Raw genomic sequence first — 16,812 nt, 5'->3', positions numbered from 1 at the left:
TTCAGAAATTATGAAAATCAGGGTTCTTATGGTGTGTCTGGGAAATATCTGCAGGTCACCCCTGGCCGAAGGCCTTCTTAAAAGCAAGGTAGATCCTGAAAAAGTTGAAGTAGATTCGGCCGGAACCGGCGATTATCATATTGATCAAAAACCCGACAAACGCAGCATCGCGGTAGCCCAAAAATACGACCTGGACATCACAGACCAGCGGGGCCGGCAATTTAACCGAAATGACTTTGACCGCTACGATTATATCTATGTGATGGACAACTCCAATTACAAAGATGTAGTATCACTTGCCCGAAATGAGGAAGACAGGAATAAGGTGAAATTAATTCTAAACGAGATTTTCCCAGGTGAAAATGTAGATGTTCCCGATCCCTACTTTGGGGGTGATCACGGTTTTGAAAATGTTTTTCAAATGCTCGAAGAAGCCTGCGAAAATATTGCCAGAAAACTGGAGCAGGAAATTTAATGGCCGATATCCAATTTAAATACTCCGGGAAACTATATTTAATTCCAACCATACTAGGCGGGGATAACGCCCTGAATGTACTTCCGGAAAAGGTTTTTCAAATCGTATCAGAAATCGAGGATTTTATTGTTGAGAATGAAAAGACCGCCAGAAGGCATATCAAGCTTTTTGTTCCTGAAAAAGATCAAAAAAGCCTGAAGCTAAAAGGCCTCAACAAATTCACAGACCCGCTCGAAATTCCAAATTTTTTAGACGCCTGTAAAGCTGGGAAAAACATGGGCTTGATCAGCGAGGCTGGTTGTCCGGGCGTAGCCGATCCCGGCGCCGAAATCGTAAAAATAGCACACAGGGAAGGCATACAGGTAATACCTCTGGTAGGACCCTCTTCGATTCTGCTGGCGCTTATGGCCAGCGGAATGAACGGGCAAAGCTTTTGCTTTCACGGCTATCTTCCTATAGATAAAAAAGAGCGAAAGCAGGAACTCAAACAACTGGAACGAATTTCGGGAGAGCGGCAGCAGGCGCAGATTTTTATTGAAACTCCCTATCGCAATAATCAGATGCTGCAGGACCTTATTCAGCTGCTTCACCCCACCACCAGAATTTGCGTGGCCTGTGACATCACCCTTTCTTCTGAATTTATTCTTACCCAAACGGCTTCAGAATGGAAAAAAATAAAAGCCGATCTTCATAAAAGACCGGCTATATTTATTATTCAGAAAGAATTCTAGGCTTTTACCACCTGAGGAATCTTTGCTTTCGCCTTTTTATTTGGCTCTACAAATGAAGTATCGTATCCCCCAAAGCGTTTCATATAGGTTTTTATAGTAGTACCAAAGGCATCACTAAAAGCGTGGGCACCCCAGCTACGCAAATACTTTTTCACAGAACCGGGTCCTGCAAGATGCGCAGCGGCCAAAATGCCAGATTCGGTCACCTCTACTCCATTGATCACCTTTCCTTCAAAACGGGCGATATCACGAATTAGAATCCATTTGTTTCGGGAAGCGTTGGCGTAAAAAGCCGCTTCCTGCAATTGGGGTGAATTTAGAAACTCCTGAGCATCGTAAATTCCAATTAGTTTCAACGTGCCTTTACCAAACTGGTATTTGCCCATATAGCCGAATTCATTCACGATATCATATCGCCCTCCCGACTCTTTAAAGCCTACTGCTTCCCTGAAGCCCAAATAAGATTTGCCCACCAGGGGAGGAAAAACCTCGGGTAGTTCTACAGCAGTTTCTTCAATATTTTCTTCGAGGGAAACGGTATATTCCAGGTCCAGATCGCTGGTAGAATATAATTCGTTGTAGTAAGCAGCTTCTTTGGTAGAGAAGCTAAAAAACATGCAGCCTGCAATTACAGGCAAGATTGAAAATTTTGCAATTTTCTTTCTCATAAGTTTTTGTTTCTGAAGAGTTATTGAAAGCGAATTAACATGAGCTAAAACAGGCTTTCCCCTTCAAATTTGCCGGGCAAAGGTACACTATTTTTTAAAAATCTGATTTACAGACTATTAATCAATTCACAAAGCTTTCCGGAACATTAACAGAACCCTATGAAATTAGGGTTTTCGAGGTTAGAGAAATCTGAAGAGTAAAAACTTAGGGATTTCCTTAACGATTTATTCCCTGTTTATTAATCCAGCGAACATACTCCTGCTTATTTCGGTTATGTTGGGCCAGGGTTTTGGCGAATTTGTGATAACCGGGGTTTTGCACATCGGCCACGAAAAAGAAATAATCGTGTTTTTCGAAATTTAGAACTGCATCTATAGAAGAAATGTCGGGCATATGAATTGGTCCGGGAGGCAGGCCGGCATTGCGATAGGTGTTATAAGGCGAAGCCAGGTCGAGATCTTTATAAAGCACTCTTTTGATCACCGTATCAAAATTGCCGGTTTCATCTTTAATCGCATATATCACGGTGGGATCGGCATCGAGCTTCCAGCCATTGTTAAGCCTGTTCATATATACCCCGGCAACCCTGGGGCGCTCGTCAACACGGGCGGTTTCCTTTTGAACTATCGAAGCTAAAGTGCTCACTTCAATGGGACTAAGACCTATAGCTTCGGCTTTTGACAGCCTGTTTTCGTTCCAGAAACGATTATATTCATTCTTCATTCGGTCGCGAAAACTTTCAGCTGAAGTATTCCAGTAAAACTCGTATGAATTAGGGATATACATTGAAAGCGCCTGCCGCCGGGAGAATTCATTTTCGGCCAGGAAATTATCATCGGTAAAAGCTTCGAGCAGGCTTAGACTATCGGCTTCAATTTGTTTAGAAATTCTACCGGCCAGATCCTCCAGTCTTTCCTGATTGTTGAAACGAAGCATTAGGGGGTGATTTTTACCCCGCAAGGCGTTCACCAGTTCATTGCTGTTCATATTTTTCTTAATGATAAACCTACCGGGTTTTACATTCGAGGCATAGCCTTTTCTACGGGCCACGGCATCGAAGGTCTCAATGTCTTTTACCAAAGGCCTAAGGCTATCGATCACGTTTTGATAACTCCCATTTGTAGGTACCAAAACAGCCACTTCTTTATCATCAAATTTTGTATTGCTGGAGAAAATACTATCGTAAATAAAATAACTAAAAGCAGCCAGGGCGATTAAACCAATAATGGCTACAGCAATCAGGATTTTTTTAATGTACATTCGAATTGATTAGTTGATAGAGAATTTCGTCCTGAAATTTTCCGTTTATAAAATTCCAGTCTTTTTTTACGCCCACCTTTACAAAGCCCTGTCTTTCGAAAAGTCTTCGGCTGGCTTCATTATTGGCAGTTATATTTGCATAAACCTGATGCAAAGCCAGGTGCTTGAAACAATAATTGCATACCAGAGAAAGGGCTTCACCACCATAGCCCTTACCTCTCTCGGCTTCATTGGCAATAACAATCCCCAGGGCTGCACGGCGGTCTTTGGGCTCCAGGTCGAAAATATCGACGAGCCCCACCTGGGTTTCATCGAGATCACATACCATAAGCCGGTATTGTTTTACCTCGTAAATATCCCGGTGAGCGTTTTCGAGGTATTTTTTGATGGTAAACCTGGAGTAAGGCGTTTGGGTCGCGCTTACCTCCCAAAAATCTTCGGTGTTTTCTACGGTATGTACAAAATCCAGATCTTCGGGCTCGAGGGCACGTAAAAAAACCTTATCTCCTTTTAATGTTAGCATTCTATTTCACCTTTAAAAACCTGAAGCGCAGGCCCGGTTAACCATATATCAAAATAAGAAGAATTATTCCGGGAAAACGAAACTTTTAATTCTCCTCCGGGAACTTCTAGAATTACTTCATTGCCTGATGCCATTCCGGCTTTATGTGCGGCAAGAGCCACAGCGGTAACCCCAGTACCACAAGAAAGGGTTTCATCTTCCACTCCCCTTTCGTAAGTTCTAACTTTTAGTCGGTTCTCACCGGCATTTTTTACGAAATTTACATTGGTGCCTCCCCGCGGCTTATAGATATCATTATAGCGAATTTCGGCACCCCGGGTTTTCACGTCGAGAGTCTCAATTTCTTCAGAAAAGATAATATGATGCGGAGAACCGGTATCCAGGTAAAAGCCCGATTCGTTCTCAAAAATTTCCTCTACATCCTGCATTTGCAGGCTTACCAGGCCATCTTCGATTTTAGCCTTATGAGGGCCATCAATCGCTGTAAAAACTGCAGATTTTTCGATGATCCCGAGAAAAGCGGCAAAGGCTACCAGGCAGCGCCCTCCATTACCACACATACTGCTTTGATTTCCGTCAGAATTGAAATACACCATTTTAAAATCATCTCCATCTCTTTCAGGCTTCTCCAGGAGAATGAGGCCATCGGCTCCAATGCCAAATTTTCGGTCACATAAAAATTTGACCAATTTGGTATCATTTTTGGGAAATTTATCCTGACGATTATCTATTATCACAAAATCGTTGCCGGTGCCCTGATATTTATAAAAGCTAATCTTCATGAAGCTGAATTAAGAGGTACAAATATAAGACAAAACCAACGATTTTGCCCGGTGTTAAAGGAGCGTTAAACCTGCAACACAGGTATATTATTATAGGTCTTTATTAAGTTAAACTATATAAACTTAGATTGAAAAATGAAAAATCTGGTAAAATTACTTTTCGTAGCTATTCTTGGAGGAATTATAAGTCTTGGAAGTTATAAATTGCTCTTCGAAGAGGAAAAAAATGCGGGGCTTCCACCGGTTGCTAATTCTCAATCGCAGAATTCACCAAACTATATTCCGGCTAATTATACCAATATTTATGGCACAAATGCCGATTTCACAGAAGCCGCCGAAAATACCGTAAACGGGGTGGTTCACGTGAAAAATGTGGCTGTGTTTAAAGGTCCGCGAAATTTGTGGGAATATATGCAGGGTACCCAAAGCAGCAGCAAAGCGCTTAGAGGTGCCGGTTCTGGAGTGATCATTTCACCCGACGGATATATAGTAACCAATAATCACGTAATTAAAGATGCCAGCGAGGTTGAGGTTACTTTAAATAATAATGAAACTTACAAAGCAGAGATCATAGGAGCCGATGAGACTATGGACATTGCCCTTCTAAAAATCGAGGCTCAGGATTTAGACTACATCCCTTTTGGGGATTCTAATAATGTAAGGTTAGGAGAATGGGTTCTAGCGGTTGGAAATCCGTTTAACTTAAAATCTACGGTTACCGCAGGGATTATAAGTGCTACGGCCCGCGATCTCAATACTTACGATGCCACCCCTCAATCTTTTATCCAAACCGATGCAGCTATCAATCCCGGGAACAGCGGGGGCGCCCTGGTAAATATCAATGGTGAACTTGTGGGAATTAACACTGCAATCACCTCCCAAACTGGAAGCTATGTAGGCTACGCCTTTGCTGTACCCTCAAATAACGCCCGGAAAATTGTAGAGGATATTTTAGAATATGGGGATGTACAACGCGGAATTCTGGGTATTCGCGGAGGCAGCATTACCCCTCAGGCCGTAGATCAATTTAAATTAAGTACCACCCAGGGCGTGCTGGTTGCTGAAGTGACCGAGGGCAGCGGCGCCCAGAAAGCAGGAATTAAAGAAGGAGATATAATTCGAAAAATCGACAATGTAAGTATCGACAAATTTTCTGACCTGAGCGGGTACATCAATTCAAAACGACCAAACGACCAGGTGAATGTAAGTTTAATAAGAGATGGTAAAACCAGGGAGGTAAAAGTAATCCTCACGAAATTTGACACCTACACAATAGAACCTATTAAGATTGAAGTTACTAACGCTTCGGCTTCAGAATTAAAGGCTCTTAATGCAACCCAGGGGGTGAAGATCTTCAGGGTTTTGGCTCCTAATTTACCGGCCGATGAATTGGTAGGAACCATTATTACTGAAATTGACAATAAAAGCATTGGTGACGTAAAAGATGTGGAACGAATTTTTAAAAGAAAATCGACTTCCGAAGGGATTGTACTTACAATAATGGACAAAAACGGGGAAAAGCAACGCCTGGTTTGGCGCTAAGCCCCGAAAAATAAAATGCCCTAAATCCTCCTTTTTCCAGGGAGGATTTTTTTATTCAAATTTCCTTTACGAAAACGTTTGAAATCTATACTTTTGCGGCATTCAATCAAACACACAACCCAGAATGGACTTTAATAAAGTTTATGAAAAAGAGTTGGCTTTTCAGGCAAACAGAAGAAAAGCTACTGTTGAATTTATCAATATCGTAAGTGATTTATGGTATGACAGGTCTATAGAACTTGTGCTTTTCAGAAATCAATTGCTTAACCGCAACGTAAGTGATATTTTAAATCTTCACGAGTATGCCGGCGAAGTGGTTCAAAAACCGATTTCTATATTCGATTCGGTAGAGATCGCCAAAGCGATCAAAGATTCAAACCTACCTCCTGCAAAACTGGATATCGGGAAACTCACTTACGAATTTCATTTGGAAGATCAAAAGCACAGCAACGCAATGGCTTTTGTATCTCAGAAATTAAAAGATGCCAGAAATTTTGGCAATATCACTCCCAAGGATGTGGTTTTATATGGCTTCGGAAGAATTGGCCGTCTTGTTGCCAGGGAATTGATGACCAGAACCGGAAAGGGAAATCAGTTGCGACTTCGGGCCATAGTAACCCGTGGCAAGGTAGATGCCGATGTATTGGAGAAAAGGGCCTCATTATTAAAAAGTGATTCGGTACACGGAGATTTTTCGGGTACTGTAACCATAGACGAGAAAAATAAAGCTTTAATTATTAACGGCACCACCGTTCACATCATTTCGGCAAACAATCCTGAAGAAATAGATTATACGAAATACGGTATTGAAGATGCTCTTATTATCGATAACACCGGTGCTTTTAGAGACAAAGAAGCTTTGGAGCGACACTTAAAATCTAAAGGTGCCGCACGGGTGTTACTTACAGCTCCGGGAAAAGGCATCCCCAATATTGTTCACGGGGTGAATCATAAAGAACATAACCCCGATGAAATTTCAATATTCTCGGCTGCCTCCTGTACAACCAATGCCATTACTCCGGTTTTAAAAGCGGTTGAAGATTCGTTTGGAGTGGCGCACGGGCATTTAGAGACCATACACGCATATACCAACGACCAGAACCTGGTAGATAATATGCATAGCAAATACCGCAGAGGAAGAGCGGCCGGGCTTAATATGGTAATTACCGAAACCGGGGCAGGAAAAGCTGTGGCTAAGGCGCTTCCGGTTTTTGAAGGCAAATTAACCTCTAATGCAATTCGGGTTCCTGTACCTAATGGATCGTTGGCCATTTTAAACCTTCAGCTGAAAAAGAAAACCAGTTTGGAGGAGGTCAATCAGGTATTAAAGAAGTATGCGCTGGAAGGGGATCTGGTAGAGCAAATTAAATATTCGGTAGATAATGAGTTGGTGTCATCTGATATTGTGGGCTCTTCGGCTCCTGCCATCTACGACAGCAAAGCCACCATCCTTACCGAAAACGGAAAAAACCTTATTCTTTATATATGGTACGATAACGAATACGGCTATAGCCACCAGGTAATACGTCTAGCCAAATACATTGCCAAGGTGCGAAGATTTACTTATTATTAAATAAGTATGTTGATTATTTAGACTTGAAAACCCACCCTTAATCAGGTGGGTTTTCTAATTTAAATGAATTACTTTTGCAGCCTTAAATTTTTAAAACATAGGGAATTATACCGCTTTTTGAAATTAAGCAGATGTGTTACAATAAGTTGAAATTAGAGGCGTTGTTTCTGTAAATTCAAAATACCAAACCCCAAACCAAATGATCAAATTTATTTACACTGCCGTATTGGCTATTTTTTTTACACAGGGAATACTCGCTCAGGAATCTGACCAAAATCCTGTAGACCAGGAATTTACCAATCTTATAGAAAGCTCTAATAATTACCAGGGATATAAAGTGGTAGATTATGAAGCTCTGGTAAGATTAAAAGAAAGCACAAATCGCCATATCGCTAATCTTGAAAGCGAAATTAATGCGCAGCAAAAAACCATCGATGAGCAAGGCTCTGAAATTGAAGAATTAAAAAGCAATCTTCAAAGCACTCAGGAAAACCTTGATAATGTAAATGCCGAAAAGGATTCGATCAATTTCCTCGGAATGCCTTTTAGCAAGGGAGGCTATATGATGTTGATGTGGGGAATTGTGGCGCTACTGGTACTGGCTCTTTTGTTTTTCATTTACAGGTATAAAAACTCCAATGCCACTACGCGGGAAGCCAGAAAGCGATTGGACGAGACAGAAAAAGAATTTGATGCCTATCGCACAAAAGCCCTCGAAAAAGAACAAAAATTAGGTAGAATGCTGCAGGACGAGCGCAATAAATCTAATACTTAAGAGTATTCTTCAGCTTAACCCAACTTGTCATTATGCGAATTGATATTATCACTGTTGTTCCTGATCTTTTAAAAAGTCCGTTTGAAGCTTCTATCTTAAAACGAGCAATTGATAAAGGCCTGGTAGAGATTCATCTTCATAATCTCAGGGATTATGTAACCGATAATTACAAGCAGGTAGATGATTATCAATTTGGTGGGGGAGCCGGGATGGTCATGATGATAGAGCCTATCGATAAATGTATAAGCCAGCTTAAGTCTGAACGGGATTATGATGAAGTAATCTATATGACCCCCGATGGAGAAACCCTGAAGCAGGGCACGGCCAACTATCTTTCGCTTCAGGAGAACATCATTATTCTTTGCGGGCATTATAAAGGAGTAGACCAGCGGGTAAGAGATCATTTTATCACCCGCGAAATAAGTATCGGGGATTACGTACTTTCCGGCGGCGAATTAGGCGCAGCAGTTTTATGCGATGCTGTTATAAGGTTAATTCCGGGTGTTTTGGGCAATGAAACTTCAGCCTTAACCGATTCTTTCCAGGATAATTTACTGGCGCCCCCGGTCTATACCCGTCCGGCCGATTACAAGGGCTGGAAAGTCCCTGAAGTTTTAACGTCGGGTAACTTTCCGAAGATTGAAAGCTGGAGAGAAGATAAGGCCTACGAGCGCACCAAAAAATTAAGACCCGATTTACTTGACGAGACCGAAAAATAATTTTTCAAAGCCTTGTAATTAAGCTTAATATTTGTAATTTTGCAGCCATTCTAAGACAACCTCTGGCGAAAACCGTAAATGTTGTTTAGAGAACTTATAAAATTATCATCATGGAATCTTTAATTAAATTCGTACAAGACGAATTCGTTGACAAGAAAGAATTTCCTGAATTTTCTGCAGGAGATACTCTAACCGTTTACTATGAAATTAAGGAAGGTCAAAAGACCCGTACTCAGTTTTTCAAAGGAGTGGTTATACAAAAAAGAGGAAGCGGAACTTCACAAACCTTCACCATTCGTAAGATGAGTGGTACTGTAGGTGTAGAGCGTATCTTCCCTCTTAATCTACCTGCTATCCAGAAAATAGAGGTGAACAAGCGAGGTAAAGTAAGAAGAGCAAGAATCTACTACTTTAGAGGTCTTACCGGTAAAAAAGCCCGAATCAAAGAGGCAAAAAGGTAAGTTTCGCAATTTCCAAGAAATTAAAAAGCTCTGTGTTACAGGGCTTTTTTTATGCCCAATTTTAACTTTTCAAAAAGTTAAATATCTGGGAAAATAAGTTCCTTGATTGTATCTTTAGTTTTGAATTTCAGACTTAAGAAATGAAAAAAGGATTTTCAACATTATTCTGAAATTTGTGTAGAGCGTTGAACTTTACATATGATTTTTAGTTTCTATATAACGTTCATTTTTTGCAGTGTCAAAAATAGTTTGAAAGCTAAAAGTCTTTATTGATTCATTTATTATCTGTATATGATTTTAAACGAATCAATTGAAATAACACACACCCGGCAAAGTCCGAAAAATGAACTTAAAACGTTTGGTGAGTAAGTGTTATTTCAGTAGGAGCCATTTCATTTTAGATATTAAGATGAAATGGCTTTTTTTTATGCCTATAATTAACAAGCTCTTAGCGCCCCCGGCTTATGAAAAAAGCCTTAAAAATGTTATCTTGCGCTAAAGCAAAGTTCCCCGGCCATTCCCGGGGAATTTTTTAAGTCAAAATTTTATAATTACAATACGATACCAGACCATGTCACAAAAAGAAAAAATTGTTTATACCAAAACCGATGAAGCCCCAGCCTTAGCCACTTATTCTTTCCTTCCAATAGTAGAAGCTTATACAAAAGCCGCGGGCGTAAGCCTTGAAACCCGGGATATTTCTCTTGCAGGTAGAATTTTAGCAAAATTCCCAGAAGTCTTAACCGCCGACCAGCGTATTGATGATGATTTGGAATACCTGGGAGAATTGGCGAAACAGCCTGAAGCCAATATTATAAAACTTCCTAATATTAGTGCGAGTATTCCGCAAATGAAAGCGGCCATTAAGGAGCTACAGGAAAATGGCTATAACCTGCCCGATTATCCAGACGATCCTGCTTCAGAAAAGGAAAAAGAAATTAAAGCTAAGTACGACAAGGTTAAAGGAAGTGCGGTAAACCCTGTTCTACGAGAAGGAAATTCAGATAGACGTGCCCCTAAGGCGGTAAAGAATTTCGCCAAAAAGAATCCTCATTCTATGGGTGAATGGAGCAGCGATTCTAAATCTCACGTGGCCACAATGGATGAGGGAGATTTTAGGTCTAATGAAAAGTCTATCACTTTGGAAAAAGAGACCAGAGTAAATATTGATTTTATTTCTGAAGATGGCCAGAAGAAAAACCTTAAGGAAGGCATTCAACTTCTGGAAGCTGAAGTGATCGATGCCAGCGTGATGAATAAAAAAGCACTTATCTCCTTCCTTGAAGAGCAAATTAAAGATGCGAAAGATAAGGGAGTTTTATTCTCGCTTCATATGAAGGCCACGATGATGAAGGTGTCAGACCCCATTATTTTTGGACACGCGGTTAAAGTATTTTTTAAGGATATATTCGATAAATATGCTGCCGAATTAAAACAAGCCGGCGCCGATCCCAACAGCGGACTTGGCGACGTGTTGGCTGCTGTCGATAATTTACCGGCCGATAAAAAATCTCAGGTTGAAGCCGAATTTAAACAGCGTTTAAGTCAGGGGCCAGACCTGGCCATGGTAGATTCTGATAAAGGAATTACCAACCTTCACGTGCCCAGCGATGTGATTATCGATGCTTCAATGCCTGCAATGATTCGTACTTCGGGTCAAATGTGGAATGCTGAAGGTAAAACACAGGATACCAAAGCGGTGATTCCCGATAGCAGTTATGCGGGAGTTTACCAGGAAACCATCGAAAATTGCAAAAAACACGGTGCTTTTGATCCCACTACTATGGGTACTGTTCCCAATGTAGGACTAATGGCTCAAAAAGCTGAAGAATATGGTTCTCACGACAAAACCTTTGAAATTTCGGGTAACGGAAGAGTAGAAGTTTCAGATCAGGATGGAAATGTGCTTTTATCACATGAGGTTGAAGAAGGCGACATCTGGAGAATGTGCCAGGTTAAGGATGCTCCAGTCCAGGACTGGGTAAAGCTCGCTGTAAACCGCGCCCGCGCCAGCAAGACCCCTGCAGTTTTCTGGTTGGATAAAGACAGAGCTCACGATGCAGAGTTGATTAAAAAAGTAAACAAATATCTGCCTGAGCACGATACAGATGGTTTGGAAATTCAAATTCTTTCTCCGGTAGAAGCGACCCGTTTCACCCTGGAGCGCGTTAGAGCCGGAAAAGATACAATTTCGGTAACCGGAAATGTTTTAAGAGACTATTTAACCGACCTCTTCCCTATTCTCGAACTGGGAACCAGCGCAAAAATGCTTTCTATAGTTCCGCTGATGAATGGAGGTGGGTTATTTGAAACAGGTGCCGGAGGTTCTGCTCCCAAGCACGTGCAGCAATTTGTTAAGGAAGGACATTTACGATGGGATTCTCTGGGCGAATTTTTAGCTCTGGCCGCTTCCCTGGAACATTTAGGAAACTCCTTTGATAACAAAAAAGCTTTGGTTCTTTCTGAAACCCTTGATACAGCCACCGACAAATTCCTGGATAACCGAAAATCACCATCTAGAAAGGTGAATGAAATAGACAACCGCGGAAGTCATTTCTACCTGGCCCTGTACTGGGCTGAAGCTTTGGCTGAACAAACAAAGGACAAAGATCTCAAAGAGCACTTTAGCAGCCTGTCGAAAAAACTTCAGGAAAATGAAGAAAAGATTAATGAAGAATTAATTGGAGCTCAGGGTGAGCCTGTAGATATTGGCGGCTATTATAAACCCGATGAGGATAAAACCAGTAAAGCAATGCGCCCTAGTAATACATTAAACAGTATCCTGGGATAAATTATAGCATAACTTAATGTGAGTAAAGCCGGGTAGCCCCCGGCTTTTTTAATTTTTAGCTTAAACGAATTATAAAAAAAAGTATAGATCTTTAACAGATAAAAAGGTACTGGTATCTTTATAAAAAATTACTACTATCAGAACTTCAATATTACTGCTTATCCTGTTCTGCTCCTATAATGTATTCGGGCAGCAAACTTATACTCTAAATGGGAAAATCACCGATGCTGAAACCAATGAAAGCTTAATTGGTGTTAATATTATAGTACCCGCTCAACAAACCGGTGTGGTTACCAATGAATACGGACATTTTACGATCAAACTCCCCGAAGGAATACATAATATCGAAATAAGTTATCTGGGCTATCGTTCGCAAAAGCTGCAAATAGAATTAACGGCTCATCAAACTTTAAATATTGGCCTGGAACCTTCTTCTGAAGCTTTAGACGAAGTTGTTCTAACCAGCGATGTAGAAGCCATCAATATTAGGAGTCCTGAAATGAGTCAGAGTCAGTTATCCATACAAACTATTCAGAAATTGCCGGTGATTTTTGGAGAGGTAGACGTCATAAAGTCTCTACTTCTGCTCCCCGGCATCTCGAATGCGGGGGAAGGTTCGTCGGGCTTTAATGTTCGGGGCGGGGCCGTAGACCAAAACCTTATTTTGCTCGATGAGGCCACCATCTTTAATGGATCTCATCTGTTTGGTCTTTTTTCTGTGTTCAACCCCGATGCGGTAAAAGATTTGAAATTGTACAAAGGAGGAATTCCGTCGAAATATGGAGGAAGGGTTTCTTCGGTTCTGGACATTTATCAGCGGGAAGGTAACAGCAAAAACTTTAAAATGCAGGGCGGCATTGGAGCAATCTCCAGTAGACTGCTTGCTGAAGGTCCCATTGTAAAAGATAAAAGTTCATTCCTGATTGCAGGTAGAAGCTCCTATGCGCATCTATTCCTGAAGTTAACCGACAATGAAAATTCAGCCTATTTTTATGATTTAAATACCAAGCTTAACTATCAGCTCGATAATGAAAATAAGTTATTTTTCTCAGGATATTTTGGACGCGACGTATTTAATATAGCTGAAAATTTCAACAATGTTTACGGCAACTCCCTCTTTAATTTGAGATGGAACCATATTTTCTCGAATGATATCTTCAGCAATCTCTCTTTGATCTATAGTGATTACTATTACGGATTAACCCTTGGCTTTGTAGGTTTTAACTGGGATAGTGGCATCAAAAATTTAAATATCAAATATGATCTTGACCATTACTTAAATGATAAGCTTCAGTTGAAATACGGATTGCAAAACACCTATTTTCATTTCAATCCCGGGCAAATAAGTCCAATTGATGAGACTTCAGGAATTAATTATTTTCAGCTAACTCAAAAATTTGCTTTAGAAAGTGCCGCTTATCTCTCTGCCAGGCATAAATTTTCTGAAAATTTTTCAGCAGAATACGGGCTTAGACTTAGTAATTTTATGAGATTGGGGCAAAATGATTTCAGAGAATATGAAAATGGGCAGGCATTGACATATAATGAACGACTAGACATCTACGAAGAAGCCATCCCAATTGGTACGCGAAATTACGATAGAGGTGAAATTCTGAAAAATTTCATCAATCTCGAACCCAGAGTTTCTATCTCTTACAGCTTTAGAGAAGACCAATCGATAAAAGCGAGTTATAATCGAATGGCTCAATATCTACATTTAATTTCAAATACCAGCTCCCCTACTCCTTTAGATGTTTGGGCTCCCAGCGGCCCTTATATTAAGCCGCAGTTGCTGGATCAAATCGCGGTAGGATATTACCGAAATTTCAATAATAAGTATACTCTCGAGTTAGAAAGCTTTTATAAAGACATTCAAAACAGGATAGATTATGTGAATGGCGCCAACCTGATTGCCAATAATAATATTGAAACTATAATTCTAAACGGGCAGGCCCGTGCCTATGGCCTGGAAGTATTGCTGAGAAAAACCGAAGGGAAATTCACCGGATGGCTGGCTTATACCCTCTCCAAATCTGAACAACGTACCCCGGGCCGCACCCCTGAAGAAACCGGAATAAATAATGGTAACTGGTATAACAGTAATTTCGACAAACCTCACGATCTTAGCCTAACCGGAAATTATGCACTAAACGACAGGTGGGATTTAAATGCAGCCTTTAATTATCAAACAGGTTTGGCAACAACTTTTCCAACCGGGCAATATGTTTATAACAATATTACTATACCAGTTTATGGAGAGCGAAATTCCAACAGGTTACCCGACTATCATCGCCTGGACCTTTCTGCCACCTATACCCCCCGGCAGAAAAAAGAAAAAAACTGGCAATCGTCCTGGAATTTTGGAGTATATAATGTATACAACAGGCAAAATGCCTATTCGATAAGTTTCAGAAATAATACCGATACAGGGAATAATGAAGCGGTAAAATTAAGTCTCTTCGGAATTATACCCTCGGTAACCTATAATTTCAAATTTTGATATGAAAATTTTTAAAATATTTATTCTGTTAATCGGGTTTAGCCTTACTTCCTGTGAAGAAGTGGTTCAGTTAGACCTGGAAACCGCGGAGCCACGACTTGTAATAGAAGCGTCAATACAGTGGTATAAAGGAAGTGAGGGAAATCATCAGATAATCAAAATCACCAAGAGCACTGGATTTTACGAAGATGAAATAATGGGGGTTGAAGGTGCCGGGGTAAACATTCAAAACGAATATGGTGAAATATTTGAATTTCAGGATGTGGGTGACGGGATCTATTTGAATTCTGCATTTAAACCCGAATTAAATTTAGGTTATACGCTATTTGTAGAGGTAGAAGGAGAAATTTATACGGCAGAGGAACGATTAATTCCGGTTTCTGAAATTACGAGAATCGAACAATCGGTAAGAACAGGTTTTGGGGAAGATCAAATCGAAATCAAGGCTTTTTATCAGGATCCGCCTGGAGAAGCCAACTATTACTTATTTACTTTCTCCAACGAAAAAACAAGCCTTGAGATTTACGAAGATGAATTTACAGATGGCAATGAAATTTTTGGATATTTTTCAAATGAAGACATCAAACCGGGAGATGAGATAATCATCGAAATGGCAGGTATTTCCAGGGCATTTTATGAATATTTGTTTATTCTGAGGTCACAGGTAGGAAATAATGGCGGGGGCCCTTTTGAAACGCAACCAGCCACCGTAAAGGGAAATATTGTGAACGAAACCAATCGTCAAAATTATCCTTTTGGTTATTTTCGCCTTTCAGAAGTAGACAGTACTTCATATCTGGTAGACTAATGAAACACACGAATAAGCAATTACTGGGAAAAGGTTTAAAGTTTTTGGGAGGGGCGCTTCCTCTTTCGGCTTTGGGTCCCATTGTGTTATTTTCAGCATTCAACAACAAGGAGCATCCTCTTTATATTCCTGTACTAATCTTTGGGCTCCTGGCTTTTACAGCTGCTATATTCCTTATGTTTAAAGGAATATTGACTATAATAAAAGCCCTTTTCGACTAAGCGGGGCCTGAGATTTTAAATTCTTCGGAAGGATATTTCCTAAATTTTTATTTCGCATACAAATACTCCTGAAGATACGCTGGCTGAAGCGATGAGCCTAATTCATCCTGCACGCGATTCAGCACAAATCTTTTCGGGCGGTGAAAAATAAGTACGGACTTTTCTGCCGTTGGGATCTTAGTTCAAAGATTAGCTCGATTGCTGTTCACTTTACTCCAAAAAAAAGACCCTTACATTGCTGTAAAGGTTTTTTCAAAAACAAGGCGGTGATCCCTCGTCTACCGCTCGGGACAGGCTCTTGATCCCTCTTTTTGGTATACAACAAATGGCCCTAGTCCATATAATAAGAAGTAAATAATCCTCGGGGCAAGCCCCGAGGCATTAGCTAGAATAATTTTAACTCTGGATCATCACTTTTGTGTATGACCTGATATTCTTTTTCGGATCCTTGATTCTTCACATAAGCAGCAATTACCTTCTCATTACTATGCCGGCCTACTGTATTGATATAGAATCCACTTCCCCAAAATGCACCTCCCCATAAGGCTCTTTTAACTCCAGGTGCTTGAGCAAAAATTTCTCTTGCAGTTATACTTTTTACTGTTCTGGCTATTTTTGTGGGACTATAAGTGGGAACACTCTGCAAAAGAAAGTGAACATGATTCTTGTCTGAACCTATTTCTAAAAAATGAATTTCATATCGATCTTCTATTCCCATGCATGTCTTCTTTAGTATTCGATCAACTTTAGGACTTAAAACATGTCGACGATATTTAGTTGAACACACCAGATGGTAAAGCAACAAAGAAACATTATGACTTTTATGGATGTGTTTACTTGAGCTCACGCTCAAAGATTACTATTTTTTTCACGCGAGGCAAGCCTCGGGGTATTTACCCTCCTAGAATAAAAAAAGCACCTATCTTTCGATAAGTGCTTTTCAAAAACAAGGCGGTGACATACTCTCCCACAAATAGCAGTA

Annotated in this window: 16 protein-coding genes; 11 read left to right on the top strand and 5 right to left on the bottom strand. The window is 40.4% G+C overall.

The window, feature by feature from the left end:
- Window positions 1-10: 10 nt before the first annotated feature.
- Together ACW6QP_RS13775 and ACW6QP_RS13770 are read left to right on the top strand one after the other, a co-directional pair.
- Window positions 11-475 carry a low molecular weight protein-tyrosine-phosphatase gene (locus ACW6QP_RS13775; RefSeq protein ID WP_457911448.1) on the top strand — a complete coding sequence of 155 codons (465 nt, stop codon included), beginning with the start codon at window positions 11-13 and terminating at the stop codon, window positions 473-475.
- Window positions 475-1,206, top strand: coding sequence for an SAM-dependent methyltransferase (locus tag ACW6QP_RS13770; RefSeq protein WP_457911447.1), 732 nt, complete (start codon window positions 475-477; stop codon window positions 1,204-1,206). Before ACW6QP_RS13775 ends, ACW6QP_RS13770 begins: the two co-directional genes overlap by 1 nt.
- Here ACW6QP_RS13770 and ACW6QP_RS13765 read toward each other — a convergent pair.
- From ACW6QP_RS13765 to dapF, 4 genes are all read right to left on the bottom strand, one after another.
- Window positions 1,203-1,874 carry a peptidoglycan-binding protein LysM gene (locus ACW6QP_RS13765; RefSeq protein WP_457911446.1) on the bottom strand — a complete coding sequence of 224 codons (672 nt, stop codon included), beginning with the start codon at window positions 1,872-1,874 and terminating at the stop codon, window positions 1,203-1,205. The two genes, ACW6QP_RS13770 and ACW6QP_RS13765, sit on opposite strands and share 4 nt — an antisense overlap.
- A 217-nt stretch (window positions 1,875-2,091) precedes the next feature.
- A complete protein-coding gene (gene mltG, locus ACW6QP_RS13760) occupies window positions 2,092-3,135 on the bottom strand; it encodes an endolytic transglycosylase MltG (protein ID WP_457911445.1) in 1,044 nt (347 codons plus the stop codon).
- A complete protein-coding gene (locus ACW6QP_RS13755; protein ID WP_457911444.1) occupies window positions 3,125-3,658 on the bottom strand; it encodes a GNAT family N-acetyltransferase in 534 nt (177 codons plus the stop codon). The genes mltG and ACW6QP_RS13755 overlap by 11 nt, the downstream gene beginning before the upstream one ends.
- Window positions 3,652-4,440 carry a diaminopimelate epimerase gene (dapF, locus tag ACW6QP_RS13750; protein ID WP_457911443.1) on the bottom strand — a complete coding sequence of 263 codons (789 nt, stop codon included), beginning with the start codon at window positions 4,438-4,440 and terminating at the stop codon, window positions 3,652-3,654. Before dapF ends, ACW6QP_RS13755 begins: the two co-directional genes overlap by 7 nt.
- A gap of 135 nt (window positions 4,441-4,575) precedes the next feature.
- Between dapF and ACW6QP_RS13745 the strand changes: the two genes are divergently transcribed.
- From ACW6QP_RS13745 to ACW6QP_RS13705, 9 genes are all read left to right on the top strand, one after another.
- Window positions 4,576-5,982, top strand: coding sequence for a S1C family serine protease (locus ACW6QP_RS13745; protein WP_457911442.1), 1,407 nt, complete (start codon window positions 4,576-4,578; stop codon window positions 5,980-5,982).
- A gap of 124 nt (window positions 5,983-6,106) precedes the next feature.
- Window positions 6,107-7,555, top strand: a complete 1,449-nt coding sequence (locus tag ACW6QP_RS13740) for a glyceraldehyde-3-phosphate dehydrogenase (RefSeq protein WP_457911441.1) — start codon at window positions 6,107-6,109, stop codon at window positions 7,553-7,555.
- A 199-nt stretch (window positions 7,556-7,754) separates the two neighbouring features.
- Window positions 7,755-8,330 (top strand): hypothetical protein, encoded by a 576-nt coding sequence (locus ACW6QP_RS13735; RefSeq protein WP_457911440.1) that lies wholly within the window; start codon window positions 7,755-7,757, stop codon window positions 8,328-8,330.
- Between the two features lie 32 nt (window positions 8,331-8,362).
- Window positions 8,363-9,049, top strand: coding sequence for a tRNA (guanosine(37)-N1)-methyltransferase TrmD (gene trmD / locus ACW6QP_RS13730; RefSeq protein WP_457911439.1), 687 nt, complete (start codon window positions 8,363-8,365; stop codon window positions 9,047-9,049).
- Between the two features lie 110 nt (window positions 9,050-9,159).
- A complete protein-coding gene (gene rplS / locus ACW6QP_RS13725) occupies window positions 9,160-9,510 on the top strand; it encodes a 50S ribosomal protein L19 (RefSeq protein ID WP_457911438.1) in 351 nt (116 codons plus the stop codon).
- 571 nt (window positions 9,511-10,081) lie between these two features.
- Window positions 10,082-12,301: an NADP-dependent isocitrate dehydrogenase gene (locus ACW6QP_RS13720; RefSeq protein ID WP_457911437.1), complete on the top strand. Its 2,220-nt coding sequence runs from the start codon at window positions 10,082-10,084 to the stop codon at window positions 12,299-12,301.
- A gap of 127 nt (window positions 12,302-12,428) precedes the next feature.
- The gene (locus tag ACW6QP_RS13715) at window positions 12,429-14,801 is read left to right on the top strand and encodes a TonB-dependent receptor (RefSeq protein ID WP_457911480.1); all 2,373 of its coding nucleotides are present in this window, start codon (window positions 12,429-12,431) and stop codon (window positions 14,799-14,801) included.
- A 1-nt stretch (window position 14,802) separates the two neighbouring features.
- A complete protein-coding gene (locus ACW6QP_RS13710; RefSeq protein WP_457911436.1) occupies window positions 14,803-15,609 on the top strand; it encodes a DUF4249 domain-containing protein in 807 nt (268 codons plus the stop codon).
- Window positions 15,609-15,830, top strand: coding sequence for a DUF6095 family protein (locus tag ACW6QP_RS13705; RefSeq protein WP_457911435.1), 222 nt, complete (start codon window positions 15,609-15,611; stop codon window positions 15,828-15,830). Before ACW6QP_RS13710 ends, ACW6QP_RS13705 begins: the two co-directional genes overlap by 1 nt.
- A 385-nt stretch (window positions 15,831-16,215) precedes the next feature.
- Here ACW6QP_RS13705 and tnpA read toward each other — a convergent pair whose 3' ends face one another.
- Window positions 16,216-16,677, bottom strand: a complete 462-nt coding sequence (gene tnpA, locus ACW6QP_RS13700; RefSeq protein WP_457911479.1) for an IS200/IS605 family transposase — start codon at window positions 16,675-16,677, stop codon at window positions 16,216-16,218.
- Between the last annotated feature and the right edge of the window lie 135 nt (window positions 16,678-16,812).

It is taken from the genome of Salegentibacter haimaensis (assembly GCF_054121495.1).
The sequence above is the reverse complement of the archived record's forward strand: the minus strand, read 5'-3'. Positions and strand labels throughout refer to the sequence as shown.